The organism is Streptomyces lydicus (assembly GCF_001729485.1).
Taxonomy (GTDB): Bacteria; Actinomycetota; Actinomycetes; order Streptomycetales; family Streptomycetaceae; genus Streptomyces; species Streptomyces lydicus_D.
Genome location: NZ_CP017157.1, coordinates 6675196 through 6699593 on the forward strand (window position 1 = coordinate 6675196; position 24398 = coordinate 6699593).

Consider the following 24398-nt stretch of genomic DNA (forward strand, 5'->3'; position numbering starts at 1 on the left):
CGGCCGGATGGTGCTCCCGGTCAGTTCTCTATGGTCACGTGCATGCCCGGGACATGCAGGTTCCCGCCGAACTGGCCCGCCTGGTCGAGCTTGACCTTGCTGAAGTACGCGAACGGGACGTTCAGCGGCGGCGGGTGCTCGGGATCGAAGACGATCGGGATCAGACCGAAGAGGTTGCCCTGCAGCCGCTCGGTGTACAGGGTCACCTTGCCGCCGCGGATCGTGGACGTGGACCCCGGCGTCGACCTGACGTGGTACTTCTTGCCGGACGCCGGGTCATCGACGATCTGGTGCAGATCACCGATGTCGATGCTGTCGGCGGTGAACTTCAGGGCCTGCTTGGTGTGGCCGCTCTGCGTCGTGACGTTGACGACGCCCTCGTAGTCCAGGCCGCGCAGGGTGAGCCCGCTGGACTCCAGGTGCCAGGGGTCGTCGGGCAGGGTGACGGGGGTCTGCTCGTCCTTGCCCTTCTGCTTGTTCTCCACGACGCAGGGGTATGCCTGCTTGCCGCTGGCGTCCTTGCCGTCCAGCCCGCCGCCGGGCAGGGCGTTGTCCGCCGTGCCGATGGCGCCGTGGACGGTGTCGTTGACCGTCTTGGACCCGTTCTTGAGGGCGTCACCGGCCTTGCCGGCGCTGCCCGTGACGCCGCCGAGGGTCTCCTTGAGCGGCTTGGTGACCTTGTCGGTGGCGGATCCGGAGTCGTCGGCCTTCGGCGTCGCGTCCTTGGTGGCGGACTGCGACGGCGAGGGGCTCGGCGACGCGGAGGAGTCGTCGGACTTGTCGCCGCCCAGCAGACCGCCGAGCGCGTCACCGACGCCGCCCAGCAGACCGCCGTCGTCCTTCTTGTCCTCGGAGGCCGACGGCGACGGGGTCGCGGAGCCGGAGGGCTCGTCGGTCTTCTGAGAAGCGGACGGCGAGGGCGCCGGCTTGTCGGCGGTGTCCTTGCTCTTCGAGGGCGAGGGCGAGGACGAGGGATCGGCGGACGGCGTGGAGTCGCCCTTCGAGTCCTTGTTGTCCTTCTTGTCCTTCGCGGTGGTGTCCTTGGACTTGCCCTGATCGCCGGCCTTGTCCGGGGCGGAGACGCAGGGGCCGTCCTTGAAGGGGCTCTTGGGCGGCGCCGACTTGGCGATCGCCATCTGGGGCGTCAGCCCCATCCCCATCAGCACGGCGGACGGCATGGCGGCGATGGCTATCGCCTTGCCCGCGGGCACGTGCAGCCGAGTCAGCAGCGGCTTCTTGGGCGCCGCATGCCTCGGCCCGGTTCTCGCCCCGGCGGCTGCAGTCTCCTCGTGCAGCTCGTCACCCGGCACGGTGCCTCCTGTTGGTTCCGTTGGTCGGGCTCGTTCCTGACAGGTCGTCCAGTCCGTTGCCCGACCCGGATCCGGCCGGCGAGGGGTTGGTGGCCACGACCGGCCCGGCGACGTTGCGGGCCGCCGGCCCTTCGGTGTCCTCCCCGCCGGCTGCTGCCTCGCCCGGCGCCCAGGCCACTCCCAGCGCTCCGCCGATCAGCCCCAACAGGAAGCCGACCAGGAAGGCGCCGAAGTTCGAGACGACCAGCGAGACCAGGGCGAGCAGGATCGCCGCCACCCCCGCGAAGACGCGGGACGCCGGCTGGAACCACATGGTCAGACCGAGCACGACCAGCAGGACGCCGATGATCAGCGAGCCCGCGCCGGCGGTGGTCGCCATGCGGACGGTCAGCGAACCGATCGTGAGATTCGCGTAGGGGATATACATGATCGGGAGGCCGGCCAGCAGGGTCAGCATCCCGCCCCAGAACGGACGGTGTCCGCGCCACTCCCGGAACGACATCCTCTTGCGGCCGATGCCTTCGATCAGCCGTGGTCGCGTCTCGGCGCTCATGCGCCAGCCTCCCTACGGTCGGCGGGCTCGCATTCGCACCGCGCGCACCTGTCGATGATTCGCTCGCGAGGCTCGCTCATGTCGTACAGCTCCTCGGGACTGGCAAATCGGTGGTTCTGAGCTGATGTGTGCTACCTGGCTACCCGGCGTACGGGCACGGGGAACGGCATCCGACTCGCCGCGCAGCTCTTCACCCCGCGCCCGCACGCTCAGTGCGTCAGAAGCACTCGCTCTTGCCCTTGGCGACGCTCATCTTGAGGCCGCTGAGCTTGAACGTGCCGGCCGTCGTGGCCCACGCCGTCTGACGGACGTGGGTCAGCGTGGCCGAGTCGGCCTGCTGGGCGAACGAGCCCGGGTCGGCCTTGTCGCCCTTGTGCATGCCCGGACCCTTGGTCGTCGAGCCTGCAGCAACACCGATGTCGATGTTGTTGAAGGTCGCGTCCGCGGACAGCTGGTCGAGGTCGATGTAGAGGTTCTTCGCCTCGACGGGCGTGTCACCGCCACCGGCCGACAGCTTCATCGACACATCGCCGAAGACCGGGACCGGCACGACCACCGACTGGCAGAGGTTCCTGATCTTGGCGTTCGAGAACCCCGAGACCGCTACCGGGACCTGCTTGCCGCCCTTCTGGGCGTCAATGGCTCCATACTGAACAAATCCGGTGCCGTCCAGCCGGTCTGTAGCGACCTTGAACTGCTGACCGGACACGCTGAACGATGCCGCGAGCGCACCCTGCGAAAGGGCGACACCGATCGCGGCGGTCGCCGCGACGCTCGGCACCATGACGACGGCGAACCGCTTCCATCTGGTCCCGCCACGAGCCAGGGACTCCATGACTTTCCTCCTTCTCGGACGTACATCTCCGGTACCGGCGGCCTCAGTTGGGCAGCGGTACCTGGGATGGGAGAAGTGCTACGTCCTCGGGAAGGAGAGCGCCCGTTCTCGGAGGCACATCGTGTTCCGAACACCGGCGATCACCCCCGAGCGACAACCACTGGCCACGCTCTCGCGCAACCTCCTGGACAGGCCCTGCCGGATGGGGCAGAGACCCCCCTGTCCACGGCCGGCGCCACTGCCGCCGACCACTCGGTGGGGACCCAAGTGACCCGCCGCGCCGACCGGATGCCGGGCTGCGGGAATGGACCGAGCGTGGCCGATCGTGGTCCATTCGGAGCCGCCGCACAAGGGGCTCGTTACTTGCGGGTAACGGGCTGATAACCGCGTCACGACGCACCGATATCACCCGGGTACACAGGGTCGCCGCTCACTGCGGAAAGACATACGGCATTTGCGGACAGAGCGCCGCAAGAGGGCCGCCGCGACTTACTCCAAGTAACAGCGGCCACGATTACCAAGTTTAGGTAAAACGTGGCCGCTGCTTCGTTTGTTTGGTCAAGCGACGAAGGCCGTACAGGTCAGAAGGGGGCGCCTCGTACGACAGTGGGTCAGAACAGCACCCGGGCAAGCGCGGTACGCGCCGCGATCACCCGCGGATCGTCCGTCCCGACGACGTCGAAGAGCTCCAGCAGCCGCACCCGCGCGGCCTCCCGGTCGTCACCGGCCGTCCGCTTCACCGCGTCGACCAGCCGGCCGAACGCGTCCTCGACGTGCCCGCCGACCAGGTCGAGGTCCGCGGCACGGATCTGCGCCTGCGCGTCGGCCGGGTTCTCCGCGGCCTCCTTGCGCACCGCCTGCGGGTCGAGGTCCTGCACCCGGTGCAGGAGTTCGGCCTGCGCGAGACCGAGCTTGGCCTCCGGGTTGGTCGGGTCGTCGGCCAGCACGTTCTTGTACGCCTGGACGGCGCCGCCCAGATCGCCGGCGTCCAGCGCCTGACCGGCGGCCTCCAGCAGCGCGTCGTACGGGCCGACCGGGGCCGGGGCCTCGGCGACCGGCTGCTCCTCGGCGGCGGCCGGGTCGACCGGCGCGCCCACGATGCCGAACTGCTGCTCGGCGGCCTGCACCAGCTGGTCGAACACCTGCCGGATCTGCGCCTCCGGGGCCGCGCCCTGGAACAGCGGGATCGGCTGGCCGGCGACCACCGCGAAGACCGCCGGGATGCCCTGCACCCCGAACTGCTGGAACAGCATCTGGTTGGCGTCGACGTCGATCTTGGCCAGCACCAGCTTGCCGGCGTACTCGTTCACGAGCCGCTCCAGCAGCGGACCCAGCTGCTTGCACGGCTCGCACCACTCGGCCCAGAAGTCGATGACGACCGGGACCTCGGTGGAGCGCTGCAGGACCTCCTGCTGGAAGCCCGCCTCGTCAACGTCGAACACCAGGCGGGCGCCGCTCGTGGGGGCCCGGCCCGTACGGGCGGCCTCGGCGCGCGCCTGCTCCGCCTTCTGCTTCGCTTCACCCGCCGCCTTCACCGCTGCGAGGTCGACGACTCCACTCATGGACATATTGCGTGGCTGCATGGGTCCATCCTCCCCCCTGGGCGGTCCGTTCCGGAAAGCGATCCGGAAAGCGATGCGGCGGTGGCGCGATCGACCCGGCGGTCGGTGCGGTGATCGGTACTGCCTGCGGCCCGCGGAGGGCCGTCGAGCGCGGCCATGGGTCCCCACCCACGGCCAGTGGCTGTCGCTTTTACGCTACGACCCGTAGCGTAACTCGCCGTCGCCCCCGCGCGACAACCGGTTCCGGCCCCGTGCGGAGTGATCTGCCTCACTGGCCGGGCCGCCCGGCCCCGTACTGGCCGGTATGGTCGCCCGCATGCACCACTCCGCCAGCCCCCGGAAAGGCCGCACGGGCCGCCCGCGCAGCGTCGAGACCGACCACGCGATCCTCCACGCCACCCGTGCCGCACTCGTCGACCTGGGCTGGGGGCGGCTGACCATGAGTGAGGTGGCGGCCCGGGCCGGCGTCGCCAAGACGACGCTCTACCGGCGCTGGGCCAACAAGAACGAGCTGGTCGTGGACGCCGTGGCGGTGCTCTTCGACGAGCTCGAACTGCCCGACCGGGGCTGCCTGCAGGCGGACATCGAGGGCGTGGTGCTCCAGTTCGGCGCGCTGCTCGCCCGGCCCGAGACCAAGACCGCGCTGATGGCCGTGGTCGCCGAGTCCACCACCGACGAGGCGCTGCGCGAGCGGATCCGCTCGGCGATCGTCGACCGCCAGAAGCGGCTGGTGCAGCTGGGCCGCTCGCGGGCGCAGGAGCGCGGCGAACTGCCGGCGGACACCCCCGGCGAGGAGGGCGCGCGGACCGCCGCCCGCACCATGGACCTGATCTTCGATGTGATCGCCGGTGCGATCGTGCACCGCACCCTGGTCAGCGGCGAGCCCGTGGACGCCGCGTGGGGCCGCGACTTCACCGCGCTCTTCCTCACCGGCCTGGCGGGCCTGGGGGACGGCGAGCCGGCCTGAGCCGGCCCGGGCCGCCGCCGGCCCGGGCCCGCCCGCGGATCAGACCTGGTAGCGGTCGGCGGCGAACAGGTGCAGGTTCTCGGCGACCCAGTCCGAGGTCCGCTTCAGCCCCTCCTCCAGGGAGACCTCCGGCTGCCACGAAGCCCAGCGGCGCGCCCGGGAGTTGTCCGACAGCAGCCGCTCGACCTCGCTGCCCGACGGCCGCAGCCGCGCCGGGTCGACGACGACCTCCGCGTCCCGGCCCGAGGCGGCGATCAGCGCCTCGGCCAGCGCCCCGATGGCGATCTCCCGGCCGGTGCCGAGGTTGACGACCTGTCCCAGTGCCCGGTCGCAGTCCGCCAGCGCCAGGAACCCGGCCGCGGTGTCGGTGACGTAGGTGAAGTCGCGGGTGGGGGTGAGCGAGCCGAGCTTGATCTGCCGGGCGCCGGAGTGGAGCTGGGCGAGGATCGTGGGGATCACGGCGCGCGCGGACTGCCGGGGCCCGTAGGTGTTGAAGGGGCGGACGACCGTCACCGGCAGCTCGAAGGCGTGCCAGTGCGACAGCGCCATCATGTCCGCGCCGATCTTCGAGGCGGAGTACGGCGACTGCGGCTGGAGCGGGTGGTCCTCGCCGATCGGCGCGGTCAGCGCGGTCCCGTAGACCTCACTGGTGGAGGTGTGCACCAGCCGCCGCACGGCATGCTGCCGGCACGCCTCCGCGACGTTCTCCGTCCCCACCACGTTCGTCTGCACATAGGCGCCCGGTGAGTCGTAGCTGTACGGGATGCCGATCAGCGCGGCCAGGTGGAAGACCGTGTCGCAGCCCGCGACCGCGTCCCGCACCCGGCCCGCGTCCCGCACGTCCCCGGCGAGCATCTCGACCGGGCTGCCCGGGCCCAGGAAGCGCGCCAGGTGGCCCTTCTCCGCGTACGGCTTGTAGTGCACGAAGGCGCGCACCTCGGCGCCGGCCTCGACCAGCAGGTCGACCAGGGTCGAACCGATGAACCCCTCGGCCCCGGTGACCAGGACCCTGCGGCCGCTCCACGTCTGCGTACTGCTGCTCATATCGACTCCTTGAGAGGGGTGTTGGGGTAGGTGGCGCCGGGGTGGCCGGCCAGCGCCAGCGCCTTGGCGGCGAGCAGGTCGGCGGCCCGGGCGTGGGTGCCGGGGTCGGCGGCCCGCGCCATGGCGGCGAGCCGGCCGGGGTCGGCCAGCAGCGGGGTGATCAGCGCGTCCAGCGCCCGGGCCGAGGTCTCGGCGTCGGGCAGCAGCAGCGCCGCGCCGGCGTCGGAGAGCACCCGCGCGTTGTGCGTCTGGTGGTCGCCGGGCGCGTGCGGATACGGCACCAGGACGGCCGGCATCCCGATCGTGGCCAGCTCGGCGACGGTCGCCGAACCGGCCCGGCACACCACCAGATCGGCCGCGGCGTACGCCAGGTCCATCCGGTCCAGGTACGGCACGGCCTCGGCGACGGCCGCGCCCCCGTTGGCCGCCAGCCGGGCCCGGGTCTCCTCCAGGGCCGCCGGGCCGGTCTTGATCAGCAGGCGCAGGTCCGGCCGCGCCCGGTGGCAGCCCGCGAGGCCCACGGCCGCCTCGGTCAGCCGGGCGGCGCCCAGGCTCCCGCCGTTGAACAGCACCAGCCGCGCCCCGTCCGGGACGCCCAGCGCCCGCCGGGCGGCCGGCCGCAGTGCCGCCCGGTCCAGCTGGGCCAGCGGTCCGACCAGCGGCATCCCCACCGTCTCGGCCCGCTCGCCGCCGGTCAGGTGCGCCCGGCTGCGGTCGAAGGCGAGGGCGAGGTGCGGGGTGAGCCGGGCCGCGAACTTGTTGGCCCGGCCGGGGACCGCGTTGGACTCGTGGACCAGGCTCGGCAGCCCGGCCAGCCGCGCCCCGACGATCACCGGGGCGCTCGGATAACCGCCCATCCCGACCGCCACCTGGGCGCCCTGTTCCTTGAGGATCGCCCGGCACTGGGCGCCCGAGCGCAGCAGCGCGGCCGGCAGCAGATAGCGTCGGGCGCCGAGCGAGGGGTCGAAGGGGATCATGTCGACGGTGTGCAGCCGGTATCCGGCCTGCGGGATCAGCCGCGTCTCCAGTCCGCGTGCGGTCCCCACGAAGGAGATCACCGCATCGGGCGCGGCCCGGCGGAGCGCGTCGGCGAGGGCGAGACCGGGATAGATGTGGCCGCCGGTGCCGCCCGCACCGATCACGACCGAGAGTGGTGTGCGCATGGCCGCCACGCTCGCGATACGCCCTAAGAACGTTCTAAGAGAGGTGTTTGGCAGCCTATGTCCATGCCACAGCCCCTGCCGCCCGCGCCGCACAGCGCCCCGGCCGCCAAGATCCTCGTCGTCGACGACGAACCGGAGGTGCGCGCCGCCGTCGAGGACGGCCTGGCCGTGGAGGGCTACGCGGTGCGCGGTGCGGCCGACGGCCTGGCCGCCCTCTCGGAGGTCGCCGCCTGGCAGCCGGACGCCCTCGTGCTGGACGTGATGATGCCCGTCCTGGACGGGCTGGCGGTCTGCCGCCGGCTGCGCGCGCTGGACGACCGCACGCCCATCCTCGTACTGACCGCGCTGGACTCGGTCAGCGAACGGGTCGACGGGCTGGACGCGGGCGCCGACGACTATCTGGTCAAGCCGTTCGCGCTGGACGAGCTGGTGGCCCGGATCCGGGCCCTGCTGCGGCGCGCCTCGGCGGTCGCCGTGGAGGACGCCCGGCTCTCCTTCGACGACCTGGTCGTCGATCCGGTGACCCGCAGCGGCCACCGGGCGGGCCGCCCGCTGGAGTTCAGCCGCACCGAATGGGCGCTGCTGGAACTGCTGTTGCTGCACCCGGGGCAGGTGCTCCCGCGGGAGATGATCCTGGAGCGGGTCTGGGGCCGCGACTTCGGCCCGGACTCCAACTCACTGGCCGTCTACATCGGTTACCTCCGCCGGAAACTGGAGGCGGGCGGCGAGTCCCGGCTGGTCCACACCGTGCACGGCGTCGGCTACCGCCTCGGCCACGCGGAGGGCCGGTGACCGGCCACCGCGGCCTGGGCGCCCGCTGGCGCCGCCGCCGGCCGCTGCGGACCCGGCTCGCGCTGACCGCCTCCGCCGCGGTGGCGCTGGTGGCCGTCGGCGTCTGCGCCGCGGCCTTCGTCATCATCAGCTACCAGATGACCCGCCAGCTCGAACTCGACCTCGCCCAGACGGCCACCCAGCGCCTCCAGCAGACCCGCGACTGGGGCCCGACCGCCAGCGACGCCTCCTGCCGCTACCAGGCCGTGCCCTGCGTGCAGATCGTCCCCGCCGACCCGGCGCGGGACCCGCGCGGCGGCTACCGCGCCCTGCCGGTCACCACCGCCACCCGCGAGGTCGCCGACGGCCGCCGCACCGCGTACTACAGCGAGCTCACGGTCGCCGGGCAGCCCGTCCGGATGTACACCACCCGCTTCCCCGGCCGGCACCAGGCGCTCCAGGTGGCGCTCCGTTCGGACACCGTCGAGCGCGGCGTGCGGCACGCCGCCTGGGCACTGTCCGCGGTGGGCGCCGCCGGTGTCCTGCTGGCCGGCGCGCTCGGCTACTGGGTCTCCCGTACGGGCCTGGCGCCGGTCGCCCGGCTCACCGCCACCGCCGAGCGCATCGCCGCCACCCGCGACGCCCGGCACCGCATCGAGCTGCCGGCCGGGCCGCCGGCCCGCGAGGACGAGGTCACCCGGCTCGCCGCCAGCTTCAACGCCATGCTCGGCGAGCTGGAGGAGTCCGTCACCGCCCGGCGCCGGCTGGTCGCCGACGCCTCGCACGAGCTGCGCACCCCGCTGACCGCGCTGCGGACCAACGCCGAACTCCTCGCCCGGGCCGACCGGCTGACCGACGCCCAGCGGGACCGTGCCGCCGCGGCCCTGGGCCGGCAGCTCCGGGAGGTCACCACCCTGGTCAACGACCTCATCGAACTCGCCCGGGACGAGGAGCCCCGGCCGCTGGTCGAGCAGGTGCGCCCGGCCGCCCTGCTGGCACACGCGGTGGGCGCGGCCCGCGGGCACTGGCCGGAGATCACCTTCACCTCGGACGTGGACCCGGACGCCACCGCACTCACCGTCCCCGGTGTCCCCGCCCGCCTGACCCGGCTGCTGACCAACCTGCTCGACAACGCCGCCAAGTTCTCCCCGCCCGGCGGCCCGGTGGACACCGAACTCCGGCTGGTTTCGGACGAGTTGCACCTGACGGTCCGGGACCACGGCCCCGGTATCGCCCCCGGGGACCTCCCCCACGTCTTCGACCGCTTCTACCGCGCCGAAGCGGCCCGTGCGCTGCCCGGCTCGGGTCTGGGCCTCGCCATGGCCCGCCAGATCGCCCGGGCGCACGGCGCGGAACTCACCGCGGAGGCCGCGCCGGGCGGCGGGGCGCTCTTCCGGCTGCGGATCCCGGCGCACTGAGGCGCCCCCGGCGCGGAACGGGGCGCACCCCGCCCGCACCGGGGGCGTCCGGCCGGTCGCGCGGCCTCAGAAGCCGGCCGGCTCCGTGTAGATCCCCCATTCGTCGCGCAGCGCCCCGCAGATCTCCCCCAGGGTCGCCTCGGCCCGTACGGCCTCCAGCATCGGCTCGATCATGTTGCCGCCGTCCCGCGCCGCGGCCAGCATCTGCTTGAGCGCGGCGGTCACCCGGGCGTCGTCGCGACGCGCCTTGCGCTCGGCGAGGGCCCGCACCTGCTCGCGTTCGACCTCGTGGCTGACCCGGAGGATCTCCAGGTCGCCGGTGACCGAACCGTGGTGGCAGTTGACGCCGACGACCCGCTTGTCGCCCTTTTCCAGCGCCTGCTGGTACTGGAAGGCGGACTCGGCGATCTCACCGGTGAACCAGCCGTCCTCGATGCCGCGCAGGATGCCCGACGTCATCGGGCCGATCGGGTGCTGCCCGTCCGGCACCGCCCGTGCGCCGCGCTCCTTGATCCGGTCGAAGATCTTCTCGGCGTCCGCCTCGATGCGGTCCGTCAGCTGCTCGACGAACCACGAACCGCCCAGCGGGTCGGCGACGTTGGCGACGCCGGTCTCCTCCATCAGCACCTGCTGGGTGCGCAGCGCGATCTCCGCGGCCTGCTCGCTGGGCAGCGCGAGGGTCTCGTCCAGGGCGTTGGTGTGCAGCGAGTTGGTGCCGCCCAGCACCGCCGCGAGTGCCTCCACCGCGGTCCGCACGACGTTGTTGTACGGCTGCTGGGCGGTCAGTGAGACGCCGGCGGTCTGCGTGTGGAAGCGCAGCCACTGCGCCTTCTCGCTCGTGGCGCCGTACACGTCGCGCATCCAGCGGGCCCAGATCCTGCGGGCCGCCCGGAACTTGGCGATCTCCTCGAAGAAGTCGACGTGCGCGTCGAAGAAGAAGGACAGGCCGGGGGCGAAGGAGTTGACGTCCAGGCCGCGGCTGAGGCCCAGTTCCACATAGCCGAAGCCGTCCGCGAGGGTGTACGCCAGCTCCTGCGCGGCGGTGGCCCCGGCTTCCCGGATGTGGTAGCCGGAGACCGACAGCGGCTTGTACGCGGGGATGCCGCGCGCGCAGTGCTCCATCAGGTCGCCGATGAGCCGCAGGTGCGGCTCGGGCTGGAAGAGCCACTCCTTCTGGGCGATGTACTCCTTGAAGATGTCCGTCTGGAGCGTGCCGTTCAGCACGCCGGGGTCGACGCCCTGCCGCTCGGCGGCGACGAGGTACATGCAGAAGACGGGGACGGCCGGCCCGGAGATCGTCATGGAGGTCGTGACGTCGCCCAGCGGGATGTCCTTGAAGAGGACCTCCATGTCGGCCGCGGAGTCGATCGCGACGCCGCAGTGCCCGACCTCGCCCAGCGAGCGCGGGTCGTCGGAGTCGCGGCCCATGAGGGTCGGCATGTCGAAGGCGACGGACAGGCCGCCGCCGCCCGCCTTGAGGATCATCTTGTAGCGCTCGTTGGTCTGCTCGGCGTTGCCGAAGCCGGCGAACTGGCGGATCGTCCACGTCCGCCCCCGGTAGCCGGTGGGATACAGGCCCCGCGTGTACGGGAACTCGCCCGGCCAGCCGATCCGCTCGAACCCCTCGTAGGTGTCCCCGGGGCGGGGCCCGTACGCCGGCTCGACGGGGTCGCCCGAGAGCGTGGTGAAGTCCGCGTCCCGCTTCCGGGCAGAGTCGTACCGAGCCTGCCAGCGACGGCGGCCTTCCTCAATCGCTTCAGCGTCCATACTGTCGAATTTACTAGGACGTCCTAGTAGTTGTCGACGGGAGAAGGCCATGAGTCGTAGGGCATTACGGTGCGTAAGGGGTGAAGCGGCCGACGTACCGAGGGCCGGAAACGCAGCGGCGCCCGTCCCCGGCGGGGAACGGGCGCGACGTCACGAGGTGCGACGGACGGCCGGCGTCAGACCTTGACCGGCTCCGCGGCGTCACCGGCGAGCAGCGGCTCGACCTCCCGCACCACCTGGCGCTCCACGAAGAAGGCGGCGGTCGGGATCGTGCCCGCGACCAGCACCCACAGCAGCTTGCCGAACGGCCACTTGGCCTTGGAGCCCAGGTCGAAGGCGAAGACCAGGTAGATGATGTAGAGCACGCCGTGGACCTGCGAGACGACCAGGGTGAGGTCCTTGCCCATCCCGAAGCCGTACTTGAAGATCATGCACGTGCAGAGCACCAGCAGCATCACGGCGGTGATGTAGGCCATCGCCCGGTATCGGGTCAGGACGCTTCGCTTCATGCCCCAGAGCGTAACCACCCGTTCCGGGGCGATCTTCACCGCCCCCCGCGGACACCGGACCGCCGCCGGAGCCCGGGCGCGCCGCCCGCTACTCCTCCTCGAAGTCCGCGGCGGCCACCCGCAGCGGCCGCAGCATCGCGAAGATCTCGCCGCACTCCTCGGCGTCGTACGCGCCCAGCCCGAAGTCCATCGCCATCAGGTCCCGGGTCGCGGCGTCGCACACCTCCCGGCCCTTGTCGGTGATCGAGGCGAGCGTGCCCCGCCCGTCGTTCGGGTTGGGCCGCTTGGCGACCAGACCGGACCTCACCAGACGGTCGACGGTGTTGGTGACCGAGGTCGGGTGCACCATCAGCCGCTCGCCGATCTTCGACATCGGCAGCTCACCGGCCTTGGAGAAGGTCAGCAGCACCAGCGCCTCGTAGCGCGCGAAGGTCAGCCCGTAGGGCTTGACCACCGCGTCCACCTCGGACAGCAGGATCTGGTGGGCGCGCATGATCGAGGTGATCGCGGCCATCGACGGCACGGCACCCCATCGCTGCCGCCACAGTTCGTCGGCGCGGGCGATGGGATCGAAAGCAAGGCTGAGCGGCTTCGACACGTCTTCGACCCTACCCGGCGGTCATATGCTGGTCAGCCCTGTCTCAGTTTTCGGTCGTACGGGGGACCCCGAGTACCGCGGTCACCCCGCCTTCCGGGCGCCCGGAGCGGCCCCGGAACGCCGCACCTCCGCGAGCACCGCCAGCACGCAGACCGTCCCCACCACCCCCGCCGCCGGCATCACCACCCGCAGCGGCGCCAGCTCCGCCGCGGCCCCGGCCGCCCCCATGGCCAGGCCCATCACCGTCATCCGCCCGGCCTGCGTCACCGTCATCGCCTGCCCCAGCAGCCGCTCGGGGACGGCGGCGACCAGCCACCGGTCGACCCCGAAGTTGTACGAGATCCCGGTGCCGGTCAGCACCAGCAGCACCACCGCCCAGCCCAGCGACGGCTCGAAGGCGAAGCCGAGCGAGGGCAGCACCGCGAAGACGCCCATCGGGAAGGTGAGCCGGGCCCGTGCCGCCGGGCCGAGGAACGCGCCGACCAGGCTCTCGGCGGTCACCGCGCCCAGCGGCATGCTGCACATCAGCAGCCCCGCGCCGGCCGGACCGACGCCGAGCCGGCCCGCGTAGGCGATCAGCAGCGCCTCCGGGACCACGACGAACGCCGGCGGCAGCCAGCTCAGCAGCAGCAGCGCGCGCACCCCGCGGTCGGCCAGCAGCCGCCGGACGCCGCCCAGCGAGGCGCCCAGCAGCGCCGCACCGCCCCGCACCCGCCCGGCGGCGTCCCGCGCGGGCCGGGCGCGGGTGCCCAGCCGCAGCAGCACCCCCGAGCCGAGGAACGTCCCCGCGGTGATCGCGAGCACCGCACCGGGGGACGCGGCGGCCAGCAGCAGCCCGCCGGCCCCGAACCCCGCCAGCTGGGCGCCCTGATTGACGATGCGGATCACCGAGCGCCCCAGCACGAACAGCTCACCCTCGCCGAGGACGTCCCCCAGCGTCGCGGCGCGGGTCCCGGCGAAGACCGGCGCGACGGCGGCGATCACACAGCGCAGGGCGAGCAGCACCGCCACCGGCGTGCCGGGCACGGCCATGCACCCGGCGGCCGGTGCGCACAGCAGGTCGCAGACCACCAGCACCCGGCGGGCCGGGTAGCGGTCGGCGACGGCCGACAGCAGGGTGCCGCCCACGACGTACGGGAGCAGGCCCAGCGCGAAGGTCAGTGCGCTGAGCAGCGGGGAGTCGGTGAGCCGGAAGACCAGCACGGACAGCGCGATCTCGCAGACGACCACGCCGAGCGAGGAGAGCAGGTGGGCGGCGAAGACGTACCGGAACTCGGCGACGGCGAAGACGGCGCGGTAGCCGGGCGCACGCACCGGCCCGGCACCGGCGCCCGCCCCGTCAGGGCAGGCGGGAGGACGGCCCGGCGGTACGGGCCCGGTGGTCGCGGACATGCCGGAAGCCTGCCGGGCGGCGCCCGCAGCCCCTAGTGTTTCGGCTGCAGCCGAATCCGGGGGAAGGGACGGCCGTGCCGCTGCATCTGCACTTCGACGCCGACGACCTGCTCCGCATCCGGTTCGCGGTCTCGCCGCTGTGCGAGACCCACGAGGCCGTACGGACCCTGCGCCGCGCCGACCGGCACGGCTACCACACGCCCTGGCTGCGCAGGATGCGCGCGACGCTGGCGGGGCTGGACCTGACGCCGCTGTGGCTGTTCATGCCGTCCTCGCCCCCCGGTTACACCCCGGACTTCCTGGGCCGCCCCCCGGACACCCCGCTGGCCGACTTCGGCGAGGAGCTGGCGCGACTGCGGGCCACCGACCCGGCCCTGGCCCGCGCCGAGATGGCCAAGTCCCTGGCCTGCACACCCGGCGGGCCGGAGTCGGCGCGGGGCCGTGCCGCGCTGGCCGACCCGGCGGCCGCGATCCGCGAACTCGCCGAGGTCACCGAGCGGGCCTGGCACGCCCTCCTCGCCCCGGACTGGCCACGGCTGCGGGCGCTGCTGGAGGCCGAGATCGCCCACCGGTCGCGCCAACTGGCCGCCGGCGGGCTGCGCCGGCTGTTCGCCGACCTGCATCCGCGGGTGACCTGGTCCGACGGCACCCTGACGGTCCGTACCCGTACGGACTTCGTCCAGACCCAGGACCTGGCCGGCCGCGGGGTGCTGCTGCTGCCGAGCATCTTCGTCTGGCCGGACGTGGTGAGCGGCTTCGACCCACCGTGGCAGCCGACCGTCATCTACCCCGCGCGCGGGATCGGCGGCCTGTGGAGCCCGCCGCGGTCCGGGCCGGCGCTGGCCCGGCTCCTGGGCACCAACCGCGCCGCGGTACTGACCGCGCTCGATGCCCCCTCGACGACGACGGCCCTGGCCCACCGCCTGCGCCTGGCCCCCTCGTCGGTCTCCGCCCACCTGTCCGTCCTGCGCGACACCGGCCTGCTGACCGCCTCCCGCCACGGCCACGAGGTGCACTACGAACGCACCCCCCTGGGCGAGGCGCTGCTGGGTTGACCTCCCACGTTTTTGTCCGTCCCGCCGTGGTGGTTTCTCTCCGTGGCGCTTTGCGGCGCCCCGCACGTTGTTTCCCGTCCCGCCGTGTTTCGTCTCGCCGTGGCGCCTGCGGCGGGCCGGTTGTTGTCGGGTGCGGTGCCGGCCCTCCGGACTTCGTCCTGCGGTCCGTCCCCTCCCGTGGGAGGGAATGGTGAAGGCCGGTGGGGGCGAGCGTCAGTAACGACGCCCGCCCCCACCGGCCTTTACTTCTCCCACTACGGGAGGGGACGCGCCGCAGGACGAAGTCCGGAGGAGCGGCACCGCACCCAACCACCCACGCCCGCCGCAGGCGCAACGGCGAGAAACCAGCACGGCGGGAAAGCCGAAAACGTGGGAATCAGGCCCCAGCCAGGTACCGCTCGACGGTGTCCACCTTCGACGTCAACCCGTCCGTCACCCCCGGGCGGATGTCGGCCTTGAGGACCAGGGAGACCCGGCCGGCGCGTGCCTCGACGGCTGCGACGGCGCGCTTGACGACGTCCATGACCTCGTCCCACTCGCCCTCGATCGAGGTGAACATGGCGTCCGTACGGTTGGGCAGCCCCGACTCGCGGACGACCCGGACGGCGTCGGCGACGTACTCGCCGACGTCCTCACCGACGCCCAGCGGGCTCACCGAGAAGGCGACGATCATGCGTTCACGATTCCTTCCTTGCGCGCGCGGGCGGCGATCACGCCGGCCTCCTCCTCGCGCTTGAGGATGCGGTCCCCGTAGAGGCCGCCGAACGGCAGGATCGCCAGCAGGAAGAAGAACGCGACGCGCTTGACGGGCCACTTGGTGCGGTTCCACACGTCCAGCAGCAGCACCACGTAGGTGATGAAGAGCAGGCCGTGGATCATGCCGAGCGGCATCACCAGGGCGTCGTAGTCGAAGGCCAGACGGAAACCGGTGCCGAAGATCAGCAGCGCCGGGAAGGAGATGGCTTCCGGGATGGAGGCCAGGCGCAGGCGGTGCAGGGCGGCGGCGGTCTTGATGTCCACGGGAACCTCGTTCGGGTGGCAGATGGGCGGTCGGCGCGCAGCGCCGTCTTCTGGGGGCGGAGGTCGGGCGACGGGCGAGGGCATGCTTGTGCAAGAGTTCACAAGCGTCGCCCCATTGTTACAGCCGCCCCGGTGCGCACCGCCCACGGGGGACGTGAGGGTGGTCACCCGGGCGGGCCCCGGGGGGATATCCGGGCGTTGTCAGGGGCGAGGGGTCTGCCCCGGGCGGGCCCGGCCGACTACCGTCTGACCCGTGGCTCAGTTTCGGCTCCAGGGGAGCAAGGTGCTCGCCGTCGACATGACGGGCGATGCCGTCAAGGCGAAGAACGGTGCGATGGTCGCGTACGACGGCCAGATGGCCTTCAAGAAGATGACCGGCGGCGGCGAGGGTCTGCGCGGCATGGTCACCCGGCGGCTGACGGGGGAACAGATGGCCGTGATGGAGGTGAAGGGCCACGGCACCTGCTACTTCGCCGACCGCGCCAGCGAGATCAACCTGGTGCAGCTGCGCGGCGAGAAGCTCTACGTGGAGTCCAGCAACCTGCTGTGCACGGACGCCGCGCTGCGCACCGGCACGACCTTCACCGGCCTGCGCGGCGCCTCGCAGGGCAACGGCCTGTTCACCACCACCGTCGAGGGCAGCGGCCAGGCGGCCATCACCTCGGACGGCCCGGCGGTGGTGCTGCGGGTCACCAAGCAGTACCCGCTCCAGGTCGACCCGGGCGCGTACGTCGCGCACACCGGCGACCTGCGCCAGCACTTCCAGTCCGGGGTGAACTTCCGCACCTTCATGGGTGAGGGCTCCGGCGAGGCGTTCCAGATCCGCTTCGAGGGCGAGGGCCTGGTCTACGTCCAGCCCAGCGAGCGCAACACCGTGGGCGGTGAGGTCTGATGCCGTTCACGGCCCTCAACTCCCGCATGGTGCAGGCCACGGTCGCGCCCGGCCAGCGGATGTACAGCCAGCGCGGGGCGATGCTCGCCTACCGCGGCGAGGTGCACTTCACCCCGAACATCCAGGGCGGCCAGGGCGGCGTCGGTTCGATGATCGGCCGCCGGATCGCCGGCGAGGCCACGCCCCTGATGACCGTCGAGGCGCCCGCGGGCGGTACCGCCACGGTCATGTTCGGCCACGGCGGTCACCACGTCCATGTCGTCGACCTGACGGGCGAGACGCTCTACGTCGAGGCCGACCGGCTGCTGGCCTTCGACGGCTCGCTCCAGCAGGGCACGATGTTCATGGGCTCGCAGGGCGGGGTGATGGGCATGGTGCGCGGCCAGGTCACCGGCCAGGGCCTGTTCACCACGACCCTCAAGGGCGTCGGCTCGGCCGCGGTGATGGCGCACGGCGGCGTCATCGAGCTGCCGATCACGCCGCAGCGCCCGGTCCATGTCGACCCGCAGGCATACGTCGCCCACCGCGGCGAGGTCCGCAACAAACTGTCCACCGCGCTCGGCTGGCGCGACATGGTCGGCCGCGGCTCCGGCGAGGCGTTCCAGCTGGAGCTGTCGGGCCAGGGCACCGTCTACGTCCAGGCGTCGGAGGAGAAGCTGTGACCGGTCCCGTTGTGCACGACGTCGCGTCGCTCCCCGCCGATGACAACGTCAATCCGTACGCCTTCAGCGTCGATCTGGACGGCCAGTGGTTCCTGCAGAAGGGGAAGATGATCGCCTACTACGGGCAGATCGACTTCCACGGCATCGGGCACGGCCGGCTCGACCGGCTGATCGCCGGAAGTTTTCATTCGCCACTGCACGCCGCGGACTGGGTCGTCGCCGAGGGCCGGGGAAAGATGCTGCTCGCGGACCGCGCCTTCGACGTGAATTCCTTCGATCTCGACGAGGGCAACCTCACCATTCGCTCGGGCAACCTGCTCGCGTTTCAGCCATCTCTGTCGCTGAAGCAGTCGATCATCCCGGGCTTCCTCACGCTGATCGGAACGGGCAAGTTCGTGGCCGCGTCCAACGGCCCGGTGGTCTTCATGGAGCCGCCGATCCGGGTGGACCCGCAGGCGCTCGTCGGCTGGGCGGACTGCCCCTCCCCGTGCCACCACTACGACCACCAGTACCTGCGGGGATTCCTGGGCGGGCTGCGGGCGCACACCGGTATCGGCGGGGCGTCGGGCGAGGAGCACCAGTTCGAGTTCGTCGGCGCCGGCACGGTCCTGCTGCAGTCGACGGAACAGCTGATGCCGGAGCTGGCGACCGGCGCGGTACCGACGGAGGAGGGGGTTCCGGGCAACGGCGGACACGTTCCGCAAAGTGGCTCACAACTGCCCCAGCTGCCCGGCAACCTCGGGAGCCTCCAACGCCGCTTCGGGCTGTGAGCGGTAGTCTGCGGACGGTGACCTCGAACGTCTGACCCACACCGGCCCCGGCCGGACGACGTCACCACCCGCGACGATTCCCCAGCGGAATTAATTCATTATTCAACTTTTACGGATAGAATTCCTCCATGACGACCGACAGCGACACCCCCTGGCTGACCGACCAGGAGCAGCGTGCCTGGCGCACCCATCTGGACGTCAGCAGGCTGCTGATGCACCAACTGGAGCGCGATCTCCAGCCGTTCGGGCTCACGAACAACGACTACGAGATCCTGGTCAACCTCTCCGAGGCCGAGGACCACCGGCTCCGGATGAGCGACCTGGCAGCCAGCACCCTGCAGTCCAAGAGCCGTCTCTCCCACCAGATCACCCGGATGGAGAACGCCGGACTGGTGCGCCGCGAGAGCTGCGAGTCGGACCGTCGTGGCCTGTACGCGGTGCTGACGGAGGAGGGCTGGGAGACCATGCGCCGGGTGGCACCCCACCATGTCACCTCGGTCCGCAAGCACTTCATCGACCTCTTCACCTCCGGGGACCTCGAAGCGCTGCGCACCTCGCTGGCCCCGGTGGCCGAACACCTGCGCGCGCACCGCGGCGGCCTCTGACCGGCGCGACCCGGCCCCGGCCTCCCGTACGGGCCCCGGGGCGCCCCCGCGGCCCCGCACCGGGGCCGCGGGCGCCGGCGCGCGGTGGCTCAGCCCGCCACCGGCAGCCGCAGCTCGAAGACCGCTCCCTCCCGCACGGCCAGCGAGCCGCCGTGCCGCACCGCGACGTCCCGCGCGATGGCCAGCCCCAGCCCGGCGCCGCCGTCGTCCCGCGCCCGCGCGTCGTCGAGCCGGACGAACCGCTCGAAGATCCGCTCCCGTTCGGCCGCCGGCACCCCGGGCCCGTCGTCCTCGACCCGCAGCACCGCCCACGCCCCGTCGCGCACCACGGCCACCTCCACGGACGAGGCCGCATGCCGCTGCGCGTTGTCCAGCAGGTTGCCCAGCACCCGCCCCAACTGGCTCCGCGACCCCGCCACTTCCAGGCCCTCCGAAGGGCCCACCCGCACCGGCACCCGGTCCCCGGCCCGCTGCGCGGTCTCCTCCCGCACCAGCGCCGCCAGATCGACCCGGCGGCCCCCCGCGGGCCGCTCCCCCGCGTCCAGACGGGCCAGCAGCAGCAGATCCGCCGCCAGCCGCTGCAGCCGTACGGTGTCCGCCACCGCGCCCGGCACATCGAGCAGCTCCGGGTGCGCCGCCCCCACCTCCAGCTGGGTGCGCAGGCTCGCGATCGGGCTGCGCAGCTCGTGCGAGGCGTCCGCGACGAACCGCCGCTGCCGCTCGACGCTCGCCTCCAGCGCCGCGAGCGTCTCATTGGTCGTCCGCGCCAGCCGGGCGATCTCGTCCCGGGCCGCCGGCTCCGGCACCCGCCGCGACAGGTCCGTACTGGCCGTGATCGCCGCCATCTCCGCGCGGATGCCCTCCACCGGGCGCAGCGCCCGCCGGGTCACCAGCCAGGTCACCCCGGCCACCACCACGAGCAGCAGCGGCAGCCCGATCAGCATCGCGTCGCGCACGGACCCGACGGCCGCGCGCTCCGGCGCCAGCACCGACCCGGCGCGCACCGTGGCCTTCTCCCCGCGGCCGTCCTCGGCCTCGACGGCCGCGAACCGGTAGTCGGCGACCGTGCCGTCGACGTCCGCGGTCCCGTCGCTCTGGTGGGCGTCGTCGTCGACCTCACCGGGCCGCGGCCCGCGCGCGTCGTCGTCGGTGTCCTCGCCGGCGGCGGACCGCCCGGCCCCGGCGTGCCCCGCCCCGGTCCGCGCGCCGCCCACGGACCTGCCGTCGACCGCCCGCACGTCGTCGCCCACCGCCAGCACCCGGCCGTCCTCATCGGTGACCACCACCGGGTGCTCGTCGCCGTCCGGCAGGTCGAGCCGGTCGTACGGCGTGCCCGTGGCGATCTGCGCGGCCACCTCGCGCGCCGCGACCTCCGCCTGGAGCCCGGCCTGGCCCTGGAGATTGCCGCGCAGCACCAGCAGCACCGCGGTACCCGCCGCGATCAGCGCCAGCGCCACCACCGCGGTCGCGCCGGCCGCCGCCCGAGCCCGTACGGAACCCGGCACCCCGGCCCGCCGCCCCCGGGAGGCCCCCGCCCCAGGGGGTGCCTCCCCGATCAGGCCGGGCTCGCGGGGGGTGGCACGCACGCTCGCGGCGTTGTCGTCGCTCGCCGACGCTCCGCGTCGACTCCCTCCTCCGCCTTGCGATCGCACGCACCACCCCCCGCTCCCTGATCCGGCCTGATCGGGGAGACACCCCCTACTCACCGGCCACCAGCCGGTATCCCGCGCCGCGCACCGTCACGATGCGCTCCGCGCCGAGCTTGCGCCGCAACGCGCTCACATAGACCTCGATGATGTTGACATCGCCCTCGTACGCGAAGTCCCAGACGTGCTCCAGGATCTCCGCCTTGGAGACCACCTCGCCCGCGCGCACCGCAAGTTGCTCCAGTACGGCGAACTCCTTCGCGGTCAGCGCCACTTCGGCGCCGTCCCGCTCGACCCGCCGGGCCCCCTGGTCGACCGCCAGCGGCCCCACCCGCAGCACCGGCGGCGCGCTCCGCCCGCGCCGCCGCAGCAGCGCCTTCACCCGCGCCACCAGCACCACGTACGAGAACGGCTTGGTCAGGTAGTCGTCGGCACCGGTGTCCAGCCCCTCGGCCTCGTCGTACTCGCCGTCCTTGGCGGTCAGCATCAGGATCGGTACGTCGTCACCGGCCGCGCGCAGCGCCCCGCAGACGCGGTAGCCGTTCATGCCGGGCAGCATGATGTCCAGCACGACCAGGTCGTACCCGCCCTCACCCGCCCGGTGCAGCCCTTCCAGGCCGTCGTGCACCACGTCGACCGCGTAGCCCTCGGCCCGCAGGCCCTGCGCGAGCGACCGGGCCAGGCGTTTCTCGTCCTCCACGAGAAGGAGCCGGAACGGGGTGCGGTGGGCGGCGCGAGGGAGCATGGCACCCAAGCCTGCCAGCCCGGACCTGAAGATCCCTTCAGCCGGCTTCAGCTCCCCTTCAGGTCCGCCCGTCCAGTGTGGTGGCACAGCGTTCGCACAGCGCTGGCACAGCCGATCTCAGGGGAGAGACACATGAAGCGCCACCTCGTCATCGCCACCGCCGCAGCGGCCGCCCTGGTCGCCGGCGGCACGGTCACCGCCGTCGCGGTCAGCGGGGACGGAGCCCCCTCCGGACGCCCCGACGCCCCGACGCGGCAGGCGGACGGCCACGGCCGGCCCGGCACGGAGGACGCCCGCGAGGCCGCCGCCGCGAAGGTGACCGCGCCGCAGGCCGCGGCCGCCGCCCTGAGGGCCGTACCGGGCACCGTCACCGGCCTCGACCTGGACCGCGACCGTCCCGGGCTGGTCTGGGACGCGGACGTCCTGGGCAAGGACGGCAGGTGGCACGAGCTCACCCTCGACGCGGGCGACGCCCGGGTGCTGAACCAGCACGTCGAGCGGGGGGACGACGACGACCACGCCCGCGAGCGGGCGGCCCTGCGGACCGCCCGGACCGACGCCGCGGGCGCCGCCCGCAAGGCCGCGGCGGCACACGGCACGGTGACCTCCGTCGAGCTGGACGGCGACCACCGGGCCCGGGCCGTCTGGGAGGTCGAGACCGTCAGCAAGGACGGCAAGGAGCACCAGCTGCTGGTCGACCCGGACAGCGGCACGCTGACCACCGTGCCGGCGCACGACGCGGACGACGACGACAACGACGGCGCGGACGACTGACGGGCCGTCCGGCCCGGCCGGGGGCCGCGCGGGCGGCCCCCGGGTCCCGCCGGGAGGCTCAGCCCCCGTTCGTCAGCCCGTCCACCAACTCGTCCGCCGCCCGGTAGGGATCGGTCTCCCCGGCGACGATGCGCTCGGCCAGGGCATCCAGCCGGCGGTCGCCGCTCAGGTCCCCGATCCGCTCGCGCAGCGCGGTCACCGCGATGGTCTCGACCTCGTGGGCGGCCCGGGCGCGGCGCCGCTCGGCCAGCACGCCGTGCTCCTCCATCCAGGCGCGGTGCTTCTCCAGGGCCTCGACGACCTCGTCGACGCCCTCGGAGCGCTGCGCGACGGTCTTGACGATCGGCGGCCGCCAGTCGCCGGGTGCCCGGGACTCCCCCAGGCCCAGCATGTGGTTGAGCTCCCGGGCGGTGGCGTCGGCACCGTCCCGGTCGGCCTTGTTGACGACGTAGACGTCGCCGATCTCCAGGATTCCGGCCTTGGCCGCCTGGATCCCGTCGCCCATGCCGGGTGCCAGCAGCACCACGCTGGTGTCGGCCTGCGAGGCGATCTCCACCTCGGACTGGCCGACGCCGACGGTCTCGACCAGGATCACGTCGCAGCCCGCCCCGTCCAGCACCCGTATCGCCTGCGGCGCGGCCCAGGCCAGCCCGCCCAGGTGGCCGCGGGTGGCCATCGAACGGATGTAGACGCCGGGGTCGGAGGCGTGCTCGCTCATCCGGACCCGGTCACCGAGCAGCGCACCGCCGGAGAACGGGGAGGACGGGTCGACGGCGAGCACGCCGACCCGTTTGCCCGTCTTGCGGTACGCGGTGACCAGCGCCGAGGTGGTGGTGGACTTCCCCACCCCGGGCGAGCCGGTCAGGCCCACCACATAAGCGTTGCCGGTGAGCGGCGCGAGCGCCGCCATGACCTCGCGCAGCTCCGGCGCGGCCCCCTCCACGAGGGAGATCAGCCGCGCCACCGCCCTCGGCCGGCCCTGCCGTGCCTGCTCCACCAGCTGGGGGACGTCCACCATCGCTGCCCGTCTCCTTCGGCTCGCTCGTCCGCGTCCGGCCCGCCCGTACGCGCTTACTTACCCGGTACGCGAATGATCAGCGCGTCGCCCTGACCACCGCCACCACACAGCGCCGCGGCACCCACACCGCCGCCGCGCCGGCGCAGCTCCAGTGCGAGGTGCAGCACGATGCGGGCGCCGGACATGCCGATCGGGTGACCCAGCGCGATGGCGCCGCCGTTGACATTCACCTTTTCGGGGGAGACCCCGAGATCCTTCATCGACTGCACCGCGACGGCCGCGAACGCCTCGTTGATCTCGATCAGGTCAAGATCCTGGACGGTCAGCCCCTCCTTGCCCAGCGCGTGGTTGATCGCGTTGGACGGCTGGGACTGCAGCGAGTTGTCCGGGCCCGCGACGTTGCCGTGCGCGCCGATCTCGGCGATCCATTCCAGGCCCAGCTGCTCGGCCCTGGCCTTGCTCATCACCACGACCGCGGCCGCGCCGTCGGAGATCTGCGAGGAGGTGCCGGCGGTGATCGTGCCGTCCTTGGCGAACGCCGGGCGCAGCTTGCCCAGCGACTCCGCCGTGGTCTCCGCGCGGATGCCCTCGTCCTTGGCGAAGACGACCGGCTCGCCCTTGCGCTGCGGGATCTCCACGGGGGTGATCTCGGCCTCGAAGAGCCCGTTCTTCTGGGCGGCGGCGGCCCGCTGGTGGGAGCGCGCGGCGACCTCGTCCTGCTCCGGACGGGCGATACCCAGACGGGTGTTGTGCTTCTCGGTCGACTCGCCCATGGCGATGCCCTCGAAGGAGTCGGTGAGGCCGTCGTGCGCCATCGCGTCGAGCATCTCGACGGCGCCGTACTTGTAGCCCTCCCGCGACTTGGGGAGCAGGTGAGGCGCGTTGGTCATGGACTCCTGGCCGCCCGCGACGATCACGTCGAACTCGCCGGCGCGGATGAGCTGGTCGGCCAGCGCGATGGCGTCGAGGCCCGAGAGACAGACCTTGTTGACGGTCAGCGCGGGGACGTTCATCGGGATGCCGGCCTTGACGGCCGCCTGGCGCGCCGGGATCTGCCCCGCCCCGGCCTGCAGCACCTGGCCCATGATCACGTACTGCACCTGGTCACCGCCGATGCCCGCCCGGTCCAGCGCCGCCTTGATGGCGAAGCCGCCCAGATCGGCGCCGGAGAAGGTCCGCAGGGACCCCAGGAGCCGGCCCATGGGGGTGCGCGCGCCCGCCACGATCACTGAGGTGGTGCCGTTCGTGCCGTTCGTTTCAGACATGCGATGCGGCCTTCCTTTGCAGGGAAGTTAACGAGGGTTCCCGTCAATGTACTGAGC

The 24398-nt window shown here is 72.6% G+C and carries 25 protein-coding genes; 9 read left to right on the forward strand and 16 right to left on the reverse strand.

Going from position 1 to position 24398, the window contains the following annotated elements; translation table 11 throughout:
• Positions 1 to 20 precede the first annotated feature (20 nt).
• The 4 genes from SL103_RS28825 to SL103_RS28840 all read right to left on the reverse strand — a co-directional run bounded on the left by SL103_RS28825 (position 21) and on the right by SL103_RS28840 (position 4281).
• Entirely contained in the window at positions 21 to 1310 is a 1290-nt protein-coding gene (locus SL103_RS28825; protein ID WP_069571905.1) for a hypothetical protein, read from the reverse strand.
• Complete coding sequence (locus SL103_RS28830) at positions 1300 to 1863, reverse strand: DUF6114 domain-containing protein (protein WP_069571907.1); 564 nt, start codon at positions 1861 to 1863, stop codon at positions 1300 to 1302. The genes SL103_RS28825 and SL103_RS28830 overlap by 11 nt, the downstream gene beginning before the upstream one ends.
• 217 nt (positions 1864 to 2080) lie before the next feature.
• Positions 2081 to 2698 carry a DUF6230 family protein gene (locus SL103_RS28835; protein WP_069571909.1) on the reverse strand — a complete coding sequence of 206 codons (618 nt, stop codon included), beginning with the start codon at positions 2696 to 2698 and terminating at the stop codon, positions 2081 to 2083.
• 611 nt (positions 2699 to 3309) lie between these two features.
• Positions 3310 to 4281 carry a tetratricopeptide repeat protein gene (locus SL103_RS28840; RefSeq protein WP_069571911.1) on the reverse strand — a complete coding sequence of 324 codons (972 nt, stop codon included), beginning with the start codon at positions 4279 to 4281 and terminating at the stop codon, positions 3310 to 3312.
• 295 nt (positions 4282 to 4576) lie between these two features.
• On the opposite strand from SL103_RS28840, the gene SL103_RS28845 reads away from it, so the two are divergent.
• The gene (locus SL103_RS28845; protein WP_244304073.1) at positions 4577 to 5227 is read left to right on the forward strand and encodes a TetR/AcrR family transcriptional regulator; all 651 of its coding nucleotides are present in this window, start codon (positions 4577 to 4579) and stop codon (positions 5225 to 5227) included.
• Between the two features lie 39 nt (positions 5228 to 5266).
• On the opposite strand, the gene SL103_RS28850 is transcribed toward SL103_RS28845, so the two are convergent.
• Together SL103_RS28850 and SL103_RS28855 are read right to left on the reverse strand one after the other, a co-directional pair.
• On the reverse strand, positions 5267 to 6271 hold the full coding sequence (locus SL103_RS28850; protein ID WP_069571915.1) for a GDP-mannose 4,6-dehydratase: 1005 nt from the start codon (positions 6269 to 6271) through the stop codon (positions 5267 to 5269).
• Complete coding sequence (locus SL103_RS28855; protein WP_069571917.1) at positions 6268 to 7434, reverse strand: UDP-N-acetylglucosamine--N-acetylmuramyl-(pentapeptide) pyrophosphoryl-undecaprenol N-acetylglucosamine transferase; 1167 nt, start codon at positions 7432 to 7434, stop codon at positions 6268 to 6270. The genes SL103_RS28850 and SL103_RS28855 overlap by 4 nt, the downstream gene beginning before the upstream one ends.
• Before the next feature lie 63 nt (positions 7435 to 7497).
• Here SL103_RS28855 and SL103_RS28860 point away from each other — a divergent pair, with 63 nt between their 5' ends.
• Complete coding sequence (locus SL103_RS28860; RefSeq protein ID WP_069574216.1) at positions 7498 to 8226, forward strand: response regulator transcription factor; 729 nt, start codon at positions 7498 to 7500, stop codon at positions 8224 to 8226.
• Positions 8223 to 9623, forward strand: a complete 1401-nt coding sequence (locus SL103_RS28865) for a sensor histidine kinase (protein WP_069571919.1) — start codon at positions 8223 to 8225, stop codon at positions 9621 to 9623. Before SL103_RS28860 ends, SL103_RS28865 begins: the two co-directional genes overlap by 4 nt.
• Before the next feature lie 66 nt (positions 9624 to 9689).
• Here the strand turns inward: SL103_RS28865 and SL103_RS28870 are convergent, their stop codons facing one another.
• The 4 genes from SL103_RS28870 to SL103_RS28885 form a co-directional block, all read right to left on the reverse strand.
• A complete protein-coding gene (locus SL103_RS28870; protein ID WP_069571921.1) occupies positions 9690 to 11390 on the reverse strand; it encodes an acyl-CoA mutase large subunit family protein in 1701 nt (566 codons plus the stop codon).
• A 176-nt stretch (positions 11391 to 11566) separates the two neighbouring features.
• Entirely contained in the window at positions 11567 to 11899 is a 333-nt protein-coding gene (locus SL103_RS28875) for a DUF3817 domain-containing protein (protein WP_069571924.1), read from the reverse strand.
• A gap of 88 nt (positions 11900 to 11987) precedes the next feature.
• Positions 11988 to 12497: a MarR family winged helix-turn-helix transcriptional regulator gene (locus tag SL103_RS28880; protein WP_069571925.1), complete on the reverse strand. Its 510-nt coding sequence runs from the start codon at positions 12495 to 12497 to the stop codon at positions 11988 to 11990.
• A gap of 81 nt (positions 12498 to 12578) precedes the next feature.
• Positions 12579 to 13889, reverse strand: coding sequence for an MFS transporter (locus tag SL103_RS28885; RefSeq protein ID WP_069571926.1), 1311 nt, complete (start codon positions 13887 to 13889; stop codon positions 12579 to 12581).
• Positions 13890 to 13963: 74 nt separating this feature from the next.
• Between SL103_RS28885 and SL103_RS28890 the strand changes: the two genes are divergently transcribed.
• The gene (locus SL103_RS28890; protein ID WP_069571927.1) at positions 13964 to 14944 is read left to right on the forward strand and encodes an ArsR/SmtB family transcription factor; all 981 of its coding nucleotides are present in this window, start codon (positions 13964 to 13966) and stop codon (positions 14942 to 14944) included.
• A gap of 376 nt (positions 14945 to 15320) precedes the next feature.
• Here the strand turns inward: SL103_RS28890 and SL103_RS28895 are convergent, their stop codons facing one another.
• Positions 15321 to 15617 carry an MTH1187 family thiamine-binding protein gene (locus tag SL103_RS28895; protein WP_069571928.1) on the reverse strand — a complete coding sequence of 99 codons (297 nt, stop codon included), beginning with the start codon at positions 15615 to 15617 and terminating at the stop codon, positions 15321 to 15323.
• On the reverse strand, positions 15614 to 15964 hold the full coding sequence (locus tag SL103_RS28900) for a DUF3817 domain-containing protein (protein ID WP_069571929.1): 351 nt from the start codon (positions 15962 to 15964) through the stop codon (positions 15614 to 15616). The genes SL103_RS28895 and SL103_RS28900 overlap by 4 nt, the downstream gene beginning before the upstream one ends.
• Before the next feature lie 253 nt (positions 15965 to 16217).
• On the opposite strand from SL103_RS28900, the gene SL103_RS28905 reads away from it, so the two are divergent.
• The 4 genes from SL103_RS28905 to SL103_RS28920 all read left to right on the forward strand — a co-directional run bounded on the left by SL103_RS28905 (position 16218) and on the right by SL103_RS28920 (position 18893).
• The gene (locus SL103_RS28905) at positions 16218 to 16856 is read left to right on the forward strand and encodes an AIM24 family protein (RefSeq protein WP_069571930.1); all 639 of its coding nucleotides are present in this window, start codon (positions 16218 to 16220) and stop codon (positions 16854 to 16856) included.
• A complete protein-coding gene (locus tag SL103_RS28910) occupies positions 16856 to 17518 on the forward strand; it encodes an AIM24 family protein (RefSeq protein ID WP_069571931.1) in 663 nt (220 codons plus the stop codon). Before SL103_RS28905 ends, SL103_RS28910 begins: the two co-directional genes overlap by 1 nt.
• Positions 17515 to 18288 (forward strand): AIM24 family protein, encoded by a 774-nt coding sequence (locus tag SL103_RS28915; protein ID WP_069571932.1) that lies wholly within the window; start codon positions 17515 to 17517, stop codon positions 18286 to 18288. The genes SL103_RS28910 and SL103_RS28915 overlap by 4 nt, the downstream gene beginning before the upstream one ends.
• A gap of 128 nt (positions 18289 to 18416) precedes the next feature.
• A complete protein-coding gene (locus tag SL103_RS28920; RefSeq protein WP_069571933.1) occupies positions 18417 to 18893 on the forward strand; it encodes a MarR family winged helix-turn-helix transcriptional regulator in 477 nt (158 codons plus the stop codon).
• Between the two features lie 89 nt (positions 18894 to 18982).
• Here the strand turns inward: SL103_RS28920 and SL103_RS28925 are convergent, their stop codons facing one another.
• Both SL103_RS28925 and SL103_RS28930 read right to left on the reverse strand, forming a co-directional pair.
• Complete coding sequence (locus SL103_RS28925) at positions 18983 to 20398, reverse strand: sensor histidine kinase (RefSeq protein WP_069571934.1); 1416 nt, start codon at positions 20396 to 20398, stop codon at positions 18983 to 18985.
• A gap of 193 nt (positions 20399 to 20591) precedes the next feature.
• On the reverse strand, positions 20592 to 21284 hold the full coding sequence (locus SL103_RS28930) for a response regulator transcription factor (RefSeq protein ID WP_069571935.1): 693 nt from the start codon (positions 21282 to 21284) through the stop codon (positions 20592 to 20594).
• 132 nt (positions 21285 to 21416) lie between these two features.
• Between SL103_RS28930 and SL103_RS28935 the strand changes: the two genes are divergently transcribed.
• A complete protein-coding gene (locus tag SL103_RS28935) occupies positions 21417 to 22058 on the forward strand; it encodes a PepSY domain-containing protein (RefSeq protein ID WP_069571936.1) in 642 nt (213 codons plus the stop codon).
• A gap of 58 nt (positions 22059 to 22116) precedes the next feature.
• Here the strand turns inward: SL103_RS28935 and meaB are convergent, their stop codons facing one another.
• Both meaB and SL103_RS28945 read right to left on the reverse strand, forming a co-directional pair.
• Complete coding sequence (meaB, locus tag SL103_RS28940) at positions 22117 to 23076, reverse strand: methylmalonyl Co-A mutase-associated GTPase MeaB (RefSeq protein ID WP_033266739.1); 960 nt, start codon at positions 23074 to 23076, stop codon at positions 22117 to 22119.
• A 53-nt stretch (positions 23077 to 23129) separates the two neighbouring features.
• The gene (locus SL103_RS28945) at positions 23130 to 24341 is read right to left on the reverse strand and encodes an acetyl-CoA C-acetyltransferase (protein ID WP_069571937.1); all 1212 of its coding nucleotides are present in this window, start codon (positions 24339 to 24341) and stop codon (positions 23130 to 23132) included.
• Between the last annotated feature and the right edge of the window lie 57 nt (positions 24342 to 24398).

Excerpts from the sequence above, each read along its gene's own strand:
- SL103_RS28910 (WP_069571931.1), top strand. The coding sequence starts at position 16,856 with ATGCCGTTCACGGCCCTCAACTCCCGCATGGTGCAGGCCACGGTCGCG.
- SL103_RS28845 (WP_244304073.1), top strand. The coding sequence starts at position 4,577 with ATGCACCACTCCGCCAGCCCCCGGAAAGGCCGCACGGGCCGCCCGCGC.
- SL103_RS28840 (WP_069571911.1), bottom strand. The coding sequence starts at position 4,281 with ATGCAGCCACGCAATATGTCCATGAGTGGAGTCGTCGACCTCGCAGCG.
- SL103_RS28920 (WP_069571933.1), top strand. The coding sequence starts at position 18,417 with ATGACGACCGACAGCGACACCCCCTGGCTGACCGACCAGGAGCAGCGT.
- SL103_RS28935 (WP_069571936.1), top strand. The coding sequence starts at position 21,417 with ATGAAGCGCCACCTCGTCATCGCCACCGCCGCAGCGGCCGCCCTGGTC.
- SL103_RS28860 (WP_069574216.1), top strand. The coding sequence starts at position 7,498 with ATGCCACAGCCCCTGCCGCCCGCGCCGCACAGCGCCCCGGCCGCCAAG.
- SL103_RS28835 (WP_069571909.1), bottom strand. The coding sequence starts at position 2,698 with ATGGAGTCCCTGGCTCGTGGCGGGACCAGATGGAAGCGGTTCGCCGTC.
- SL103_RS28850 (WP_069571915.1), bottom strand. The coding sequence starts at position 6,271 with ATGAGCAGCAGTACGCAGACGTGGAGCGGCCGCAGGGTCCTGGTCACC.
- SL103_RS28895 (WP_069571928.1), bottom strand. The coding sequence starts at position 15,617 with ATGATCGTCGCCTTCTCGGTGAGCCCGCTGGGCGTCGGTGAGGACGTC.
- SL103_RS28930 (WP_069571935.1), bottom strand. The coding sequence starts at position 21,284 with ATGCTCCCTCGCGCCGCCCACCGCACCCCGTTCCGGCTCCTTCTCGTG.
- SL103_RS28945 (WP_069571937.1), bottom strand. The coding sequence starts at position 24,341 with ATGTCTGAAACGAACGGCACGAACGGCACCACCTCAGTGATCGTGGCG.
- SL103_RS28885 (WP_069571926.1), bottom strand. The coding sequence starts at position 13,889 with ATGTCCGCGACCACCGGGCCCGTACCGCCGGGCCGTCCTCCCGCCTGC.
- SL103_RS28855 (WP_069571917.1), bottom strand. The coding sequence starts at position 7,434 with ATGCGCACACCACTCTCGGTCGTGATCGGTGCGGGCGGCACCGGCGGC.
- SL103_RS28870 (WP_069571921.1), bottom strand. The coding sequence starts at position 11,390 with ATGGACGCTGAAGCGATTGAGGAAGGCCGCCGTCGCTGGCAGGCTCGG.
- SL103_RS28830 (WP_069571907.1), bottom strand. The coding sequence starts at position 1,863 with ATGAGCGCCGAGACGCGACCACGGCTGATCGAAGGCATCGGCCGCAAG.
- meaB (WP_033266739.1), bottom strand. The coding sequence starts at position 23,076 with ATGGTGGACGTCCCCCAGCTGGTGGAGCAGGCACGGCAGGGCCGGCCG.
- SL103_RS28875 (WP_069571924.1), bottom strand. The coding sequence starts at position 11,899 with ATGAAGCGAAGCGTCCTGACCCGATACCGGGCGATGGCCTACATCACC.